Origin of the sequence: Pseudomonas sp. UBA6753 (assembly GCF_002453565.1) — a bacterium.
In the GTDB taxonomy this organism is placed as follows: Bacteria; Pseudomonadota; Gammaproteobacteria; order Pseudomonadales; family Pseudomonadaceae; genus Aquipseudomonas; species Aquipseudomonas putida_Z.
The window spans coordinates 1-16,199 of the sequence record NZ_DKHD01000043.1 but is presented as its reverse complement, the minus strand read 5'-3'; the positions used below and the strand labels follow the sequence as shown (position 1 = coordinate 16,199).

17 protein-coding genes are annotated in these 16,199 nt (G+C 63.4%); 8 read left to right on the top strand and 9 right to left on the bottom strand.

The genetic code is table 11. The annotated features are described in order from the left end of the window. The first annotated feature begins 76 nt into the window (after nt 1-76). From B2790_RS16840 to B2790_RS16820, 5 genes are all read left to right on the top strand, one after another. Nucleotides 77-1,351, top strand: a complete 1,275-nt coding sequence (locus B2790_RS16840; RefSeq protein ID WP_025340038.1) for a glycerate kinase type-2 family protein — start codon at nt 77-79, stop codon at nt 1,349-1,351. Further along, nucleotides 1,348-2,763, top strand: a complete 1,416-nt coding sequence (gene pyk, locus B2790_RS16835; protein ID WP_025340039.1) for a pyruvate kinase — start codon at nt 1,348-1,350, stop codon at nt 2,761-2,763. The genes B2790_RS16840 and pyk overlap by 4 nt, the downstream gene beginning before the upstream one ends. A 187-nt stretch (nt 2,764-2,950) precedes the next feature. Beyond that, nucleotides 2,951-3,823, top strand: a complete 873-nt coding sequence (locus tag B2790_RS16830; RefSeq protein WP_286919275.1) for an urea transporter — start codon at nt 2,951-2,953, stop codon at nt 3,821-3,823. 45 nt (nt 3,824-3,868) lie between these two features. Continuing rightward, on the top strand, nt 3,869-4,690 hold the full coding sequence (locus tag B2790_RS16825; protein ID WP_013973544.1) for an ion transporter: 822 nt from the start codon (nt 3,869-3,871) through the stop codon (nt 4,688-4,690). A gap of 217 nt (nt 4,691-4,907) precedes the next feature. Then, on the top strand, nt 4,908-5,909 hold the full coding sequence (locus B2790_RS16820; protein ID WP_015271174.1) for a sulfate ABC transporter substrate-binding protein: 1,002 nt from the start codon (nt 4,908-4,910) through the stop codon (nt 5,907-5,909). Between the two features lie 124 nt (nt 5,910-6,033). On the opposite strand, the gene B2790_RS16815 is transcribed toward B2790_RS16820, so the two are convergent. Further along, nucleotides 6,034-6,960, bottom strand: a complete 927-nt coding sequence (locus B2790_RS16815) for a class I SAM-dependent methyltransferase (RefSeq protein WP_137164837.1) — start codon at nt 6,958-6,960, stop codon at nt 6,034-6,036. A 148-nt stretch (nt 6,961-7,108) separates the two neighbouring features. Further along, entirely contained in the window at nt 7,109-8,002 is an 894-nt protein-coding gene (locus B2790_RS16810; RefSeq protein ID WP_039614450.1) for a DMT family transporter, read from the bottom strand. Nucleotides 8,003-8,136: 134 nt separating this feature from the next. Between B2790_RS16810 and B2790_RS16805 the strand changes: the two genes are divergently transcribed. The 3 genes from B2790_RS16805 (at nt 8,137) to B2790_RS16795 (ending at nt 11,410) form a co-directional block, all read left to right on the top strand. Continuing rightward, complete coding sequence (locus tag B2790_RS16805; RefSeq protein ID WP_137164838.1) at nt 8,137-8,574, top strand: Lrp/AsnC family transcriptional regulator; 438 nt, start codon at nt 8,137-8,139, stop codon at nt 8,572-8,574. Nucleotides 8,575-9,132: 558 nt separating this feature from the next. Then, on the top strand, nt 9,133-10,665 hold the full coding sequence (locus B2790_RS16800; protein WP_085588971.1) for an NCS1 family nucleobase:cation symporter-1: 1,533 nt from the start codon (nt 9,133-9,135) through the stop codon (nt 10,663-10,665). Nucleotides 10,666-10,681: 16 nt separating this feature from the next. Beyond that, entirely contained in the window at nt 10,682-11,410 is a 729-nt protein-coding gene (locus B2790_RS16795) for an aspartate/glutamate racemase family protein (protein WP_075045896.1), read from the top strand. A 138-nt stretch (nt 11,411-11,548) separates the two neighbouring features. Here the strand turns inward: B2790_RS16795 and B2790_RS16790 are convergent, their stop codons facing one another. The 7 genes from B2790_RS16790 to B2790_RS16760 form a co-directional block, all read right to left on the bottom strand. Next, complete coding sequence (locus tag B2790_RS16790; protein ID WP_075045897.1) at nt 11,549-12,211, bottom strand: histidine phosphatase family protein; 663 nt, start codon at nt 12,209-12,211, stop codon at nt 11,549-11,551. Between the two features lie 238 nt (nt 12,212-12,449). Beyond that, nucleotides 12,450-12,956 carry a hypothetical protein gene (locus B2790_RS16785; protein ID WP_075045898.1) on the bottom strand — a complete coding sequence of 169 codons (507 nt, stop codon included), beginning with the start codon at nt 12,954-12,956 and terminating at the stop codon, nt 12,450-12,452. Between the two features lie 7 nt (nt 12,957-12,963). Continuing rightward, the gene (locus tag B2790_RS16780) at nt 12,964-13,146 is read right to left on the bottom strand and encodes a hypothetical protein (protein WP_137164507.1); all 183 of its coding nucleotides are present in this window, start codon (nt 13,144-13,146) and stop codon (nt 12,964-12,966) included. Nucleotides 13,147-13,245: 99 nt separating this feature from the next. Further along, nucleotides 13,246-13,584: an FKBP-type peptidyl-prolyl cis-trans isomerase gene (locus B2790_RS16775; protein ID WP_286919274.1), complete on the bottom strand. Its 339-nt coding sequence runs from the start codon at nt 13,582-13,584 to the stop codon at nt 13,246-13,248. Between the two features lie 112 nt (nt 13,585-13,696). Then, nucleotides 13,697-14,104 carry a GFA family protein gene (locus B2790_RS16770; protein WP_286919273.1) on the bottom strand — a complete coding sequence of 136 codons (408 nt, stop codon included), beginning with the start codon at nt 14,102-14,104 and terminating at the stop codon, nt 13,697-13,699. A gap of 174 nt (nt 14,105-14,278) precedes the next feature. Next, nucleotides 14,279-15,067, bottom strand: a complete 789-nt coding sequence (locus tag B2790_RS16765) for a PhzF family phenazine biosynthesis protein (protein ID WP_286919272.1) — start codon at nt 15,065-15,067, stop codon at nt 14,279-14,281. A gap of 50 nt (nt 15,068-15,117) precedes the next feature. Further along, nucleotides 15,118-16,056 (bottom strand): 2-hydroxyacid dehydrogenase, encoded by a 939-nt coding sequence (locus B2790_RS16760; RefSeq protein WP_286919271.1) that lies wholly within the window; start codon nt 16,054-16,056, stop codon nt 15,118-15,120. Nucleotides 16,057-16,199: the final 143 nt, after the last annotated feature.

The window sequence follows — 16,199 nt, the reverse complement described above, 5'->3', positions numbered from 1 at the left end:
CCCTGGTTCGGCCTGCACGGAGGCAGTTCCAGGGGCGTTTTTGATTCTGCAGAACAACAATAATTGGGAGCCTGCCATGTCGGTCGATCCGCAAAAACTTCTCCGCGAGCTGTTCGACACAGCCATCGCCGCCGCCCACCCCCGTCAAGTCCTCGAACCCTACCTGCCCGCCGACCGCAGCGGCCGGGTCATCGTCATCGGTGCCGGCAAGGCAGCAGCCGCCATGGCCGAAGTGGTCGAGAAAAGCTGGCAGGGCGAAGTCTCCGGGCTTGTTGTCACACGGTACGGTCACGGCGCCAACTGCCAGAAGATCGAGGTGGTCGAAGCTGCTCACCCGGTCCCCGATGCCGCCGGCCTGGCCGTGGCAAAACGCGTGCTGGAACTGGTCAGCAACCTCAGTGAAGACGACCGCGTCATCTTCCTGCTGTCCGGCGGTGGCTCGGCGCTGCTGGCCCTGCCAGCCGAAGGCCTGACCCTGGCCGACAAGCAGCAGATCAACAAGGCGCTGCTGAAATCCGGCGCCACCATCGGCGAGATGAACTGCGTGCGCAAGCACCTCTCGGCGATCAAGGGCGGCCGCCTGGCCAAGGCCTGCTGGCCGGCCACGGTGTACACCTATGCCATTTCCGATGTCCCGGGCGACCTCGCCACGGTGATCGCCTCCGGCCCGACCGTGGCCGACCCGAGCACCTCGGCCGATGCCCTGGCCATCCTCAAGCGCTACAACATCGAAGCGCCCAAGGCCGTTATCGACTGGCTCAACAACCCAGCCTCGGAAACCGTCAAGGCCGATGACCCGGCCCTGGCCCGCAGCCACTTCCAGCTGATCGCCAAGCCCCAGCAGTCGCTCGAAGCCGCCGCGGTCAAAGCCCGCCAGGCCGGGTTCAGCCCGCTGATCCTCGGCGACCTGGAAGGCGAATCACGCGAAGTGGCCAAGGTGCACGCCGGTATCGCCCGGCAGATCGTCCAGCACGGCCAGCCGCTGAAGGCACCCTGCGTGATCCTGTCCGGCGGCGAAACCACCGTGACCGTGCGCGGTAATGGCCGTGGCGGGCGCAACGCCGAGTTCCTGCTCAGCCTCACCGAAAGCCTGAAAGGCCTGCCGGGCGTGTACGCCCTGGCCGGTGACACCGACGGTATCGATGGCTCGGAAGAAAACGCCGGCGCCTTCATGACCCCGGCCAGCTACGCCCGTGCCGAAGCCCTGGGCCTGTCGGCCAGCGACGAGCTGGACAACAACAACGGCTACGGCTATTTCGCCGCACTGGATGCGCTGATCGTCACCGAGCCGACCCGCACCAACGTCAACGACTTCCGCGCCATCCTGATCCTCGAGACTGCCCAATCATGACGCCTGATAAAAAAGTAAAGATCCTCGCCACCCTCGGCCCTGCGATCAAAGGCATCGACGACATCCGCCAACTGGTAGAAGCCGGGGTGAACATCTTCCGCCTCAACTTCAGCCACGGCGAGCACGCCGACCACGCCCTGCGCTACCAGTGGATCCGCGAAGTCGAGCAGCAACTGAACTACCCGCTGGGTATCCTCATGGACCTGCAAGGGCCGAAGCTGCGCGTCGGCCGCTTTGCCGACGGCAAGGTGCAGCTGCAACGCGGCCAGGCCCTGCGCCTGGACCTGGACAACACCCCGGGCGACAGCCGCCGGGTCAACCTGCCGCACCCCGAGATCATCGCCGCCCTCGAGCCGGGCATGGACCTGCTGCTGGACGACGGCAAGCTGCGCCTGCGCGTCACCGCCAAGCACAGCGACGCTATCGACACCGAAGTGCTGGCCGGTGGCGAGCTGTCCGATCGCAAGGGTGTCAACGTGCCGCAAGCGGTGCTCGACCTCTCCCCGCTCACCGAAAAAGACCGTCGCGACCTGGCCTTCGGCCTTGAGCTGGGCGTGGACTGGGTGGCCCTGTCGTTCGTGCAGCGCCCCGAAGACATCACTGAAGCACGCCAGCTGATCGGTGACCGTGCCTACCTGATGGCGAAGATCGAAAAGCCATCGGCAGTCGAACAGCTGCAAGCCATCGCGGAGCTTGCGGATGCGATCATGGTGGCCCGTGGCGACCTGGGCGTGGAAGTGCCGGCCGAAAGCGTGCCGCAGATCCAGAAACGCATCATCGGCACCTGCCGCCAACTGGGCAAACCGGTGGTGGTGGCCACGCAGATGCTCGAATCCATGCGCTTCTCGCCAGCGCCGACCCGCGCCGAAGTCACCGACGTTGCCAACGCCGTGGCCGAAGGTGCCGATGCGGTGATGCTGTCGGCCGAGACTGCCTCGGGCGAGTACCCGCTGGAAGCCGTACAGATGATGAGCAAGATCATCCGCCAGGTGGAGAACGGCCCGGACTACCAGGCCCAGCTCGACGTTGGCCGGCCGAAGGCCGAGGCCACCGTGTCGGACGCCATCAGCTGCGCCATCCGCCGTATCAGCGGCATCCTGCCGGTGGCGGTGCTGGTCAACTACAGCGAGTCGGGTGCCTCGACCCTGCGCGCGGCCCGCGAGCGGCCACGGGCCCCGATCCTCAACCTGACCCCGAACCTGACCACCGCGCGCCGCCTGAGCGTAGCGTGGGGCGTGCACTCGGTGGTCAACGACCGCCTGCGCCAGGTGGACGAGGTTGTTTCCACTGCGCTGGAGATTGCCCAGGCACAAGGCATGGCCAGCCGTGGCGACACGCTGCTGATCACTGCCGGTGTGCCTTTTGGCAAGCCAGGGTCGACTAACACGCTGCGGATCGAGACCTTGATCTAAAGCACCGCATCTCTCCTGTGGGAGCGGGCGTGCCCGCGAAGAGGCCAGCAGGGACAACGATGTTGCCTGAGCTGACGCATTCGCGGGCACGCCCGCTCCCAGAGGGTCGGTGGTGTCGCACACAACTGCGGAAAACCCGAGGCCCAAAGAGGCCCACCGCTCCCCATCAACCTCACTGACTGCCCCGATGTACACCAAAAATTTCGTCAACCCGTGCCCCGACTGGGCCACGGCGTTACTCAACGGCTTCAGCCAGGTGCTGCTGCTGCGCAACCCCCTGTGCGGCCTGTGCTGCCTGCTGGCCATCCTGCTGACCGCCCCCGGCCTGGTCGGTGGCGCCCTGCTCGGCGCCCTGGCCGGCCTGCTCACCGCCCAGGCACGCAGCTACGACCGTGCCGACCGCCAGGCCGGGCTGTACTGCTACAACGGCGTGCTGATCGGCATCCTGATCAGTGCCGTGCTGCCCTGGTCGGTCATCCTGCCGCCACTGATCATCGCCGCTGGCGGCCTGTCCAGCATCATCACCCACCAGTGGCGCAAGCGCGGCGGCAAACTGCTGATCGCCTACACCGCACCCTTCGTGCTGCTGGGCTGGGCCGTGTTGCTGATAGCCACCCCCTCGCCCAGCGGCTTCGTCGAAGCCGACCCGCTTTACGCGCTGGCGCGTGGCGTGGGCCAGATCTTCCTGCTCGATCAGCCCCTGGCCGGCCTGCTGATCATCATCGGCATGTTCATCGCCAACCCCTATGCCGCAATGTGGGCAGTGATCGGCTCGGCCATCGGCGGCGGTGTGGCACTGTTCGCCGACCAGGCGCAAGCCGCCTGGCTGGGCCTGTACGGTTTCAACGCCGCGCTGGCGGCACTGGCGTTCAGCAGGCAAGGTGAAAAGCCGTGGGTGACACTGCTGGCCATTGCCCTGGCCCTGCTGCTGCAACCACTGTTCAAGCTGCTACCGGTGCCCGGCCTGACCGCGCCCTTCGTCGCCGCCTGCTGGCTGATGCACCTGGGCAACCACCTGGCCCAGCCCAGGCAGCGTGACGCCAGCCGCTTGCACAGCTGAAATGCAGCCCCTAGGCTCAGCCCATCACTTTTGTGGAACGAGCCAATGAACAACCCTGCGAGCCTGCGCGAGCAGCTCTACATCATCGTCTTCCAGACCGATACCGTGGCTGGAAGACGCTTCGACAAGATCCTCCTGCTGATCATCCTGGCCAGCCTGGTTACCGTCATCCTCGACAGCATCGACGAAGTGCACCAGGGCTACGCCGGCCTGCTGGCCGGTATCGAGTGGGGCTTTACCGCGATCTTCCTGGCCGAGTACCTCACCCGCCTGTACTGCTCGCCCAAGCCGCTGCGCTATGCCTTCAGCTTTTATGGCCTGGTCGATCTGCTGGCGATCGTGCCGGGGATCATCGCGCTGTACTACAGCGACGCCCAGTACCTGCTGATCATCCGCGTGATACGGATGCTGCGGATCTTCCGTGTGCTCAAGCTCAGCCCGTACCTCAAGCAGGCCCATTACCTGATGGAGGCGCTGCGCGGCAGCAAGCAGAAGATCATCGTGTTCCTGGTGACGGTATCGACCCTGGTGACGGTGTTCGGCACCTTGATGTATGTGATCGAAGGGCCTGAGCATGGCTTTACCAGCATTCCCAAGGGCATCTACTGGGCCATCGTTACCCTGACCACGGTAGGCTTTGGCGACATCGTGCCGAAGACCCCGCTGGGGCAGGTGCTGTCGTCGCTGGTGATGATCACCGGTTATTCGATCATCGCCGTACCGACCGGGATCTTTACCGCCGAGCTGGCCAATGCCATGCGCGGGGAGCAGCTGCAGCATGATTGCCCGACCTGCAGCAAGAAGAGCCATGAGCATGGCGCGGCGTTCTGTTCGCGGTGCGGGAATGTGCTGTTTCCCAAGCAATGATGTCGCCTTTACTGGCCCTATCGCTGGCAAGCCAGCTCCCACAGTGACTGCACAATGCCCAAGACCTGTGCAGTACCTGTGGGAGCTGGCTTGCCGGCGACAGGGCCAGTACAGGCGGCAGCATAACCAAAGTAGTTTTAGTTCTTTAACCGTTACAAACCCACCCGCTATAGTCGCAGGCAAACTGCCAACACCTTCTCGATAACAAGGAAGCAACGTGAAAAAACTCTTCACCGCCTCGCTGCTCGCCGCAGGCCTTGCCCTGGGCAATTTCGCCCAGGCCGCCCCCACCCTGCTCAACGTTTCCTACGACGTGATGCGCGACTTCTACAAGGACTACAACCCGGCCTTCCAGAAGCACTGGGAAGCCGAGCACAACGAGAAGGTCAACGTGCAGATGTCCTTCGGCGGCTCGAGCAAGCAGGCGCGAGCGGTGATCGATGGCCTGCCGGCCGATGTCATCACCATGAACATGGCCACCGACATCAACGCCCTGGCCGACAACGGCAAGCTGGTGCCGGACAACTGGGTAACCCGCCTGCCGAACAACAGCGCGCCGTTCACCTCGGCCACTGTGTTCATCGTGCGCAAGGGCAACCCCAAGGCGCTGAAAGACTGGCCCGACCTGCTCAAGGATGGCGTACAGGTGATCGTGCCCAACCCCAAGACCTCGGGTAACGGCCGCTACACCTACCTGTCGGCCTGGGGCTATGTGCTCAAGCAAGGCGGTGATGAAAACAAAGCCAAGGACTTTGTCGGCAAGCTGTTCAAGCAGGCGCCGGTATTGGACACCGGTGGCCGCGCCGCCACCACCACCTTCATGACCAACCAGATCGGCGACGTGCTGGTGACCTTCGAGAACGAAGCCGAAATGATCGCCCGCGAGTTCGGCCGCGACCAGTTCGAAGTGGTCTACCCGAGCGTGTCGGCCGAAGCCGAGCCGCCGGTCAGCGTGGTCGACAAGGTGGTGGCGAAGAAAGGCACCCAGGCCGCGGCCGAGGAATACCTGAAGTACCTGTGGTCGCCAGCCGCCCAGGAAATCGCCGCACAGAACTACCTGCGCCCGCGTGATGCGACGGTACTGGCCAAGTACACCGACCGCTTCCCGAAAGTGGACTTCCTGTCGGTGGAGAAGACCTTTGGTGACTGGCGTACCGTGCAGAAGACCCACTTCAATGATGGTGGGGTGTTTGACCAGATCTACACCAACAATCAGTAATTGATGCAGGCAGGTCCGGCCCTATCGCCGGCAAGCCAGCTCCCACAGGGACTCCACAGGTCTTGAGTACTGTGCAGTACCTGTGGGAGCTGGCTTGCCGGCGATAGGGCCGGTACAGGCAACATCAGACCTGACGGAATACCAGGGCCTTCAAGCCCCCCGCCGGGTCCACGTCAGGAAACTCCGGTGGGTTCTCCAGCCGCTCGACGAATTTCAGCGACGGCGCCTGCTCCGCCATCCCCTCGATCAGAAACTCTGGCCCGATGCCCGGGTCGTTCACGCATGCCAGCACCGTCCCGCCCTCACTCAACAACTCCGGCAAGCGCCGCAGGATCTTCGCGTAATCCTGGGTCAGCACAAAGCTGCCGCGCTGGAAGGTCGGCGGGTCGATGATGATCAGGTCATAAGGCCCGTACTTGCGCACCTTGCCCCAGGACTTGAACAGCTCGTGCCCCAGGTACGCCACCCGCGACGCATCGTGGCCATTGAGGCGATGGTTATCGCGGCCCCGGGACAACGCCGACTTGGCCATGTCCAGGTTCACCACCTGCTCGGCGCCACCGGCAATCGCCGCCACCGAGAAACCGCAGGTGTAGGCGAACAAGTTCAGCACGCGCTTGCCCGCCGCCTGCTCGCGCACCCAGCGCCGACCATAGCGCATGTCGAGGAACAGGCCATTGTTCTGCCGCACGCCCAGGTCCAGCAGGTAGGTCAGCCCATCCTCGACCACCTCGCGCTGCTGGCACGGCTCGCCCAGCAGCCACTGGCCCGGGCTGTCGGGCAGGTAGCGATGCTGGAGAAGGATGGCTTGACCAGTCCACTGCGGGCGCTCGGCGAGAGTACGCAGCATGGCCTCCAGTTCGGCCAGCTGGCCTTCCACCGGCTCGCGGAACAGGGCGACCGACAGCACGCCTTGCAGCCAGTCGACGGTGACCTGCTCCAGGCCCGCCCAGCAGCGGCCGCGGCCGTGGAACAGGCGGCGGGTTTCCTGCGGGGCAGGGTCGAGGGCGGCGAGCAGGTGTTGCTCCAGAGTCTGGATCGGCGAAGTCATCATGGGTCGCAAGCTGGTAAAAGCGGCATTCTACCTTGCGGGCCCTTTCGCGGGTAAACCCGCTCCCACAGATGCTGCGCACGGTTCGGGCTTGTAATGATCCTGTGGGAGCGGGTTTACCCGCGAAAGGGCCCGCAAGACCATCTCATTACTCGGCCACAACCCGCGCTGGCCGGAACCACCACCCCTGCTGCATCCCCGCCGCCGCCAGTAGGATCAACGCCACCCCCAGCCACTGCAAGGGTGCCAGTCGGTGCCCGAACGCCACCCAGTCCACCAGAATCGCCGCAATCGGGTAGATGAACGACAGTGCCCCGGTCAGCGCCGTGGGCAAGCGCTGGATGGCACTGTACAGCAACACATACATCAAGCCGGTGTGCACCATGCCCAAGGTCACCAGGCTGGCCAGCGCCGGCACTTCACCCGGCAACCCGCCAAGCTTGACCCACGGCGCCAGCAACAGCACACCCGTGGCCACCTGGATCAGCGCGATCAGGTGCGGTGGCGTGCCACTCAGGCGCTTGATGATCAACGCCGCGATGGCATACAGGAAGGCCGCCCCGAGCGCCAGCGCAATGCCCAGCAAATAGTCCTCACCGCCACCCTGCCCCGCGCCATGGGCACTGACGATGGCCAGCATGCCGAGGAACGCCACGCTCAGCCAGGTGACCTTGGCCAGGGTGATCTTCTCGCCCAGGAATACCGCCGCCAGCCCCACCAGCATGAACGGCTGCACGTTGTACACCGCCGTGCCGATGGCAATCGACGCCCGCGAGTAGGAGGCGAACAGCAGCACCCAGTTGCCAACGATGGCCACACCGCTGGCAATCGCCAGCAGGAACGCCGTGCGGCTGATCACGCCCGGCCGCAGGAAGCCGAACCCCGCGCAGATCGCCAGCAAGGTCACGGCACCGAACACGCAGCGCCAGAACACCACCTCGAGCACCGGCTGGCCGGACACCAGCACGAACCAACCGATGGTCCCGGAAATCAGCATGGCAGCGACCATTTCCAGCGAGCCACGACGCAATGAACTGTCCATCTCACACCTCCTGTTGAAGACGGCAACAGTATGCAAAGGTTGCTGGCCGGCCTTCCAGCGGATAACGAAGGAAGATTGGCATGTTTGCCTTTACTATCAAGGCAAATCACGCGAACTACCTGCTTGAGGTGACCATGACCGATGCCATCGACCAACTGCTGATCAACGCGCTCATGGAAGACTCGCGCCGCTCGCTCAAGGCCCTGGCGCAAATCAGCGGACTGTCGGCGCCCAGCGTCAGCGAACGCCTGCGCCGCCTGGAGGAACGCGGCGTGTTGCGCGGTTACACCGTAGAGGTCGACCCGCGCGCCTTTGGCTACCAGCTGCAGGCTATCGTGCGCATCCGCCCGCTACCCGGGCAGCTGCAGGAGGTGGAACGGCAGATCGTCGCCATTCCCGAGTTCACCGAATGCGACAAGGTTACTGGCGAGGATTGCTTCATCGCTCGGCTGCATGTGCGCTCGATGGAGCAGCTGGATACCCTGCTCGACCGCATCAATGTGCTGGCCGAGACCAACACCGCCATCATCAAGAAAAGCCCGGTGAAGCGGCGGTTGCCGCCGATGAATTGATTTCCTCCTGTTCTGGCCTCTTCGCGGGCACGCCCGCTCCCACAGGATCTCCATAGTCCAGGATGCTATGCGGTCCCTGTGGGAGCGGGCGCGCCCGCGAAAAGGCCAGCACAAGAAAAAGCTGACTAATTTTTGTACACAAGAATGTCACCTTAAGTGTCGTTTTTGTGTGCACTTTCCAAGATCACGCCCCAATACGTTACACACTTCCCACAACTTATTCTGACCAAATGATCAACTAAATCATTCTCGGAAAATTTAAACCTGTTCATTTGGTCAACTTATATCCCCTTCATTTCATAAACTTATATTTCAACAAGATAGATTCGAAATGATGGCCAGCTGCAAGTTGCTTATTCCTTGGCATGGAACTCGCTTTTGTGTGTTCGTGTTTTGTATACAAACCAAGCAAAACATAAATACACAAGAACCCGCGGCGCCGACCCAACATCGGCCGCCGCGCCCCAAACCCTGAGATGCCAACGCTGCACCGACGAGATGGCGAGCCCGTGCGCATGCCCGCTCATCGCAGTCCACGTGCATCAGGAGCCCGCCGGAATGAGTACCAGCCTCGACCTTGCCCCTGAACTATCCGTCGCCAGCACCCACCCCGCTTCCCCTCTCGCCGGCAGCCAGCCGGAACTTGCCCTGAGCCCGCGCCTGCATAACCGCGACCTCGCCCCGACGCGCATCGAAGGCCGCCGCTGGGGCGGCTACAGCATCTTCGCGCTGTGGACCAACGATGTGCACAACATCGCCAACTACTCGTTCGCCATGGGCTTGTTCGCCCTCGGCCTGGGTGGCTGGCAGATCCTCCTGTCGCTGGCCATCGGCGCGGCGCTGGTGTACTTCTTCATGAACCTGTCCGGCTACATGGGGCAGAAGACCGGCGTGCCGTTCCCGGTCATCAGCCGCATCGCCTTCGGCATCCACGGCGCGCAGATCCCGGCGCTGATCCGCGCGGTCATCGCCATCGCCTGGTTCGGCATCCAGACCTACCTGGCTTCGGTGGTGCTGCGCGTGCTGCTCACCGCCGTATGGCCGCACATGGCGGCCTATGACCATGACAGCATCCTCGGCCTGTCGAGCCTGGGCTGGGCATGCTTCGTGTCGATCTGGCTGGTGCAGCTGGTGATCCTGGCCTACGGCATGGAGATGGTGCGCCGCTACGAGGCCTTTGCCGGCCCGGTGATCCTGCTGACCGTCGCCGCCCTGGCAGTGTTCATGTACTTCAAGGCCGACGCCCGCATCGCCTGGTCGGTGGCCGAACCGCTGACCGGCTACGAGATGTGGCGCAACATCTTTGCCGGCGGCGCGCTGTGGCTGGCGATCTACGGCACCCTGGTGCTGAACTTCTGTGACTTCGCCCGCTCCTCGCCATGCCGCAAGACCATCCGCGTCGGCAACTTCTGGGGCCTGCCGGTGAACATCCTGGTATTCGCCGTGATCACCGTGGTGCTTTGCGGCGCGCAGTTCCAGATCAACGGCCAGATCATCGACAGCCCTACCCAGATCGTCGCCGCCATCCCCAGCACAGCGTTCCTGGTACTGGGCTGCCTGGCCTTCCTGATCGTCACCGTGGCGGTGAACATCATGGCCAACTTCGTCGCCCCGGCCTTCGTCCTCAGCAACCTGGCACCGCGTCACCTGAACTTCCGCCGCGCCGGGCTGATCAGCGCCACCCTGGCAGTGCTGATCCTGCCGTGGAACCTGTACAACAGCCCGCTGGTGATCGTGTATTTCCTGTCCGGCCTGGGTGCCCTGCTCGGCCCGCTGTACGGGGTGATCATGTCCGACTACTGGTTGCTGCGCAAAGGCTGCATCAACGTGCCGCAGCTTTACAGCGAAGACCCGGCCGGCGCCTACCACTACACCAAGGGCATCAACCTGCGCGCGGTGGCCGCCTTCGTGCCGGCCGCACTGCTGGCCATCGTCCTGGCCCTGGTGCCCAACTTCCATGGCGTGGCGCCGTTCTCCTGGCTCATCGGTGCCGGCATCGCCGCCGCTCTGTACCTGCTGATCGCCCCACGCAAACGCCAATACCACGACGTCAGCGGCGAATGCATCGCCGTTGACCACAGCAGCCATTGACCAGGGAGGACTACCCATGCGCATTCTGATCGCCAACGTCAACACCACCGAAGCCATCACCGAAGCCATTGCCGAACAGGCCCGTACGGTGGCCGCACCCGGCACCGAAATCATCGGCCTCACCCCATGGTTCGGTGCCGAGTCGGTGGAAGGCAACTTCGAAAGTTACCTGGCCGCCATCGCGGTGATGGACCGGGTGCTGGCCTACGAAGGCCCTTACGACGCCGTGATCCAGGCGGGTTACGGCGAACATGGCCGCGAAGGCCTGCAGGAACTGCTGAACGTGCCGGTGGTGGACATCACCGATGCCGCCGCCAGCACGGCGATGTACCTGGGCCATGCCTACTCGGTGGTGACCACCCTGGACCGCACCGTGCCGCTGATCGAGGACCGCCTGAAGCTTTCCGGCCTGTATGACCGCTGCGCATCGGTACGCGCCAGCGGGCTGGCGGTACTGGAGCTGGAAGCCGACCCGCAGCGCGCGGTGGAGGCGATTGTCGAGCAGGCAGAACGCGCCGTGCGCGACGACAAGGCCGAGGTGATCTGCCTGGGTTGCGGCGGCATGGCCGGTTTGGACGAGCAGATCCGCCAGCGCACCGGCGTGCCGGTGGTGGATGGTGTGAGCGCGGCGGTAACCATAGCCGAATCGCTGGTGCGCATGGGCTTGAGTACCTCCAAGGTACGTACCTATGCCACGCCACGGGCGAAGAAAGTGGTGGGTTGGCCGGTGCGGTTCGGGCGCTAACCCTCTATTTGCCTGTGCCGGCCCCTTCGCGGGATTGCCCGCTACCACAGGCCCCCACCGCTCTCAAGGGCTGTGCTGTACCTGTGGGAGCGAGCAAGCCCGCGAAGAGGTCGGCACAGGCAAACCATCAACAGCGGATCAGGTCGGGCAGCTATGCGCACCATCATTCAGGCCCTGACGCACGTTGCGGCTGAGCAGGCTGGCCTTGCCGTCGTGCCAGGTCAGGGTCAGGACGTAGAGGGTGTCGAAGTCGTCGCCGCTCCAGTCCTCGGTGATTACCCGCTCCTCACCGAGGGCCTTGCCAGCCACGGTATTGATCAGGTCAGGGAGGTAGCCATGCGACCAGGCGGTGTACACGGTCGCGTTACGGTACTTGTCGCGCAGCAGCTCTTCGGCCAGCGCGTCGGTGTCGTTGGCGCCATAGTCGATGTTTACCGGCAGGCCCAGGCGAATGGCGCTGGGGCTGATGGTCATCAGCGGGCGAATGTAGCTGTAGCTTTCGTCCTTGCTGCCTTCCTCGACATGCCGCGAGGGGTTGGCAGCAAACACGTAGTCGGCCTTGCCAAAGCGCTCGGGCAGCACGGTAGCCAGGTCCAGCGCACGGTTGAGGCCCTGGCAGTTCAACTGGCCCAGCCCCTCGCCCGGCTTCTCGGCGTGGCGCAGGAACACAAGGGTCTGGGTGCCATCCACCGGTTGCGCCCGGCTTTCGACAGCTTCCAGCGCCAGCGGTACGGCTATGGCTGTAAGCGTCAGGCTCAGCAACCAGTGACGACGACGGCGGAAGAATGTTGGCAACTTCATCAAGACAGGCCCATGTGGCAGAAAGAATCGGGTAGACCCGCCACATCACCCCGCCAACAGCACCGCGGGGCATCCTTGTAGTGAATGCCGTCCATGGCAACGAGTGAGGGTGAGAGTGCCCTGAACCCGTTTGGTTCCTCCCTGGAGGTGGATGCCGTTCCCTAGGCAAGGCTTAGATTAGAGGATGGGTGTTGCTGAAATGTGTCCGTTCGTTACTCGTTGTTCTCGCTGATTACCGTTACGGTGGCCCGGCTGCTTCTTCCATAGAGACTGAATCGAGAATGGTTACATCAAATACCTGCTCGATAACCTGCTTCGGGCCTTGATTCAGACTCCAGGTAAAGAACACCAGAAAGCCCAGCAAGAACACGAAGAGAACCGAGCCCACGAGACTTTGTGCCACACCCGACCAAAATCCTGGTTTGGCTTGCCTGACTTCGCTGCTCGCTTTATCGGAATAGTACTGTTCAAGCTCCACAGCTTGCGCCGCGATCGAGGCATCAAGAAAGCCTTGAGCGAGTTGGCTGGCCTGATTGCGGTAGCTCTCGATCTGCGAGGGGCTGTTGCTGACATCATGGAAAGGGGCCAAGTCTTCATCCTTCGGCTCCCGGTCATGCTTTATCTTGAAAGCCTGGATAAACTCGATTTTCTGCCTCTTGTACAACGAATAGGCAATGATACCGAGTGTATCTTGCTCATTCTCCACAAGCACCGAGTATATGTGGTTGTAACAGCCATCGGCCATATGGCTCTTACCCTTTGCGCAGGCGGGAATACGCAGCCGCGAATGCTGCCTTCAGTTCCGAACGGGTTTTTCGGGAGTTGGTAACCACACTCGCCAGTTCGCGTGGTAACGAGATTTCCATTCGCGCGCCTGATGCCACCAGCAGCGCGTTCGCTTCGCGTACCACCCGTGAGGAAAAATGCGATTTCATGGATAGGCTACCCTCTTCACTCAATGAGTCTGCAAGGTTAGCCGTACCTGGGAGACGCCTCAATCAGACACTGGCCGACAGCGCGTGTAGTCCTTTTCCTCAATCATCACGCGTCAGCACTTCCAGCAATTCGATCTCGAAGGTCAAATCCGAATTCGGCGAAATCGCCCCCACGCTGCGTTCGCCATAGCCCAGGTGGGCCGGTACCAGGAGCTTGCGCTTGCCGCCAACGCGCATGCCCATCAGGCCTTGATCCCACCCCTTGATTACCCGACCCGTGCCGATCACGCACTGGAACGGCTTGCCGCGCGACCAGGACGAATCGAACTCGCTGCCGTCGGCCAGCCAGCCGGTGTACTGGGTGGTGATCAGGGCGCCTTTGACGGCGGCTTTGCCATCCCCTTCCACAAGGTCGATGATCTGCAGTTCTTGGCTCACGAGGCACACTCCAACGCTGGAAACAAAGCCGCCCTTTTCTCAGGAATGCACCGGTTTGGCAAGTTCGCGTGGCGTTTCGTGCTGGCGCATCGATCACAGCACGCCGCCTGAATCAGCCGAGCTGCTCGAAGGCTTCCTGGCCAGTCAGTTCCTTGGTCTGGTTGGCGAAGCAATACCAGGCGGGTTTCTGTTCGACGAAGATTTGCAAGTCGAAATGCCATTCCTGGTCGCCGTCGAGCAGGCCGACCGGCACGGCGTGGAAGTCATTGGCCTTGAGCCGGTAGTACAGGTGCGTGCCGCACTGGCCGCAGAAGCCGCGCTGGGCCCAATCGGAAGACTCATAGACGCTGGGCGCGCGCCCTTCGATCACCGGTGGCTTGCTGCAATGCACCACCAGCAATGGGCCGCCGGTCCATTTGCGGCACATGCTGCAGTGGCAGGCGCTGATATGGGTGCTGTCGACGGTGACCTTGAGCTTGGTAGCGCCGCACAGGCATGTGCCGTGTTTTTCCAGGGTCATGGCTGGCTCCTTCAGCGGAAGATGGGCCAGCAAGTATAGATGCCTGTACCGGCCTCATCGCCGGCAAGCCGGCTCCCACCCCGACCGCGCCGCTCTCAGGCCAGTGCAGTACCTGTGGGAGCTGGCTTGCCGGCGATGAGGCCGGCACAGGCAGCACAAGACAGTTGCCCGAGGTCAGATGTACACCGTACCGCGCAGGTACAACGCCGCCCGCCCGCTGATGATCACCCGGCCGTTACCCGGCACTTCGCACTGCAACTGCCCTTTGCGCACCCCACCCTGCTCGCAGCTCAGCACGTTCCTACCCAGACGCTCTGCCCATATCGGCGCCAGCGAGGTGTGCGCCGAGCCAGTCACCGGGTCTTCGTTCACGCCGACCCGTGGGCCGAACCAGCGGGTGACGAAATCAAAGCCACGGCCTGCTGCGGTAACGGCGATACCGCGCACGTCGAAAGCCGACAGGGCAACGAAATCCGGCTTCAGGGTGTCGAGCAACAGGGCGTCATCGATCACCACCACATAGTCGTCACTGCGGTACAGCGCCTGTGCCTGGCCAAGGCCCAGCGCCTGCAACAGGCCCGGCAGCATGTCCACGGCGACCGGCTGCTTGGCCGGGAAGTCCATGGCCAGCAGCCCGTCGGCGTTACGGCTGACCCGCAGCTCGCCACTGCGGGTGTTGAAACGCAGCACCTGCACCTGCTCGCCCAGCTGTTCGAACAGCACATAGGCAGAGGCCAGGGTGGCATGGCCGCACAGGTCGACTTCCACGGTCGGGGTGAACCAGCGCAGGTCGAAGGTTTCGCCGTTGCGCACGAAGTAGGCGGTTTCGGACAGGTTGTTCTCTTCGGCAATGCGCTGCAGCACGTCGTCCGGCAGCCAGCTTTGCAGCGGGATCACTGCCGCCGGGTTGCCCCCGAACGGTTCGGCGGAAAACGCATCGACCTGGAAGATTTCAAGTTGCATGCACACACTCCTTGTTGCCCGATCGCTGCCAGGCAGATGTATGAAAAGGGTTACTGGCGTACCGGGGTCAACACGGCTTCGCCGGCAAAGAACGCCTGCAGGTTGCGCAGCACCAGGGTCACCGTGTCGCGCGCCGCCTCCGGCGACTGGCCGGCCACGTGGGGGGTGAGCACGGTGTTGCCAAGGGCCTTGAGGGCATCGGGTACAGCCGGCTCGTCGTCGAACACATCCAGTGCCGCACCAGCCAGTTGGCCATGCTGCAGCGCGGCGACCAGGGCCTGGGTGTCGACCACGCTGGCACGCGCGATGTTCACCAGGTAGCCCTCGGCCCCCAGGGCCTCGAGCACCTGCGCATCGACCAGATGGCGAGTATTGGCACCGCCGGGGGTGGCCACAACCAGGATGTCGACGGCATCGGCCAGGTGCTGCGGGCTGTCGTACCAGTTGTACGGCACATCCTGGCGCGGCGTGCGGCTGTGGTAGCTGACGGGCATGGCGAAGCCCAGATGGGCGCGCCTGGCGATGGCCAGGCCCACCGCACCAAGGCCGAGAATGCCCAGGCGCTTGCCACTCACCGAGGGGCTGATCACCCGGTTCCATTCGCCCCGGCGGGTACTGGCATCGGCACGGGGAATGTCGCGCAACAGCGCCAGCAGCAGGGCGAGGGTGTGGTCGGCGACTGCCTCGGCATTGGCCCCGGCGCCGTTGGTAACCGTGATGCCGCGCGCAGCGGCGGCGGCCAGGTCGACCTGCTCGTAGCCGGCACCGATCACGCAGATGATCTGCAGTTTGGACAGCGTGTCGATTTCGCTGGCAGTCAGGCCCAGCGGGCCGCGGGTGAGCACGGCATCGATTTCATGGGCATGGCGCTGGATGGCCTCGGCCCGCAGTTGCGGCGAAGGGGCACGGATCAAACGGTAGCCGGCCTGCTCCAGCATGGGCAGGTAATCATCGACGGTTTCCACCAGCACCAGGACTGTCTTGTGCATGCCACCTCCGGGTCAGTTCGAGGCGACATTATGCGGAGTCACCAGCCAGTACAGTCAACCGAAATAAAGAGGTGAAACTGCACTGTTCTGCTCTGCTCTGCTCTGCTCTGCTCTGCTCTGCTCTTGATCTTGATCTTGATCTT

Excerpts from the sequence above, each read along its gene's own strand:
- B2790_RS16840 (WP_025340038.1), top strand. The coding sequence starts at position 77 with ATGTCGGTCGATCCGCAAAAACTTCTCCGCGAGCTGTTCGACACAGCC.
- pyk (WP_025340039.1), top strand. The coding sequence starts at position 1,348 with ATGACGCCTGATAAAAAAGTAAAGATCCTCGCCACCCTCGGCCCTGCG.
- B2790_RS16830 (WP_286919275.1), top strand. The coding sequence starts at position 2,951 with ATGTACACCAAAAATTTCGTCAACCCGTGCCCCGACTGGGCCACGGCG.
- B2790_RS16825 (WP_013973544.1), top strand. The coding sequence starts at position 3,869 with ATGAACAACCCTGCGAGCCTGCGCGAGCAGCTCTACATCATCGTCTTC.
- B2790_RS16815 (WP_137164837.1), bottom strand. The coding sequence starts at position 6,960 with ATGACTTCGCCGATCCAGACTCTGGAGCAACACCTGCTCGCCGCCCTC.
- B2790_RS16810 (WP_039614450.1), bottom strand. The coding sequence starts at position 8,002 with ATGGACAGTTCATTGCGTCGTGGCTCGCTGGAAATGGTCGCTGCCATG.
- B2790_RS16805 (WP_137164838.1), top strand. The coding sequence starts at position 8,137 with ATGACCGATGCCATCGACCAACTGCTGATCAACGCGCTCATGGAAGAC.
- B2790_RS16800 (WP_085588971.1), top strand. The coding sequence starts at position 9,133 with ATGAGTACCAGCCTCGACCTTGCCCCTGAACTATCCGTCGCCAGCACC.
- B2790_RS16795 (WP_075045896.1), top strand. The coding sequence starts at position 10,682 with ATGCGCATTCTGATCGCCAACGTCAACACCACCGAAGCCATCACCGAA.
- B2790_RS16790 (WP_075045897.1), bottom strand. The coding sequence starts at position 12,211 with ATGAAGTTGCCAACATTCTTCCGCCGTCGTCGTCACTGGTTGCTGAGC.
- B2790_RS16785 (WP_075045898.1), bottom strand. The coding sequence starts at position 12,956 with ATGGCCGATGGCTGTTACAACCACATATACTCGGTGCTTGTGGAGAAT.
- B2790_RS16780 (WP_137164507.1), bottom strand. The coding sequence starts at position 13,146 with ATGAAATCGCATTTTTCCTCACGGGTGGTACGCGAAGCGAACGCGCTG.
- B2790_RS16770 (WP_286919273.1), bottom strand. The coding sequence starts at position 14,104 with ATGACCCTGGAAAAACACGGCACATGCCTGTGCGGCGCTACCAAGCTC.
- B2790_RS16765 (WP_286919272.1), bottom strand. The coding sequence starts at position 15,067 with ATGCAACTTGAAATCTTCCAGGTCGATGCGTTTTCCGCCGAACCGTTC.
- B2790_RS16760 (WP_286919271.1), bottom strand. The coding sequence starts at position 16,056 with ATGCACAAGACAGTCCTGGTGCTGGTGGAAACCGTCGATGATTACCTG.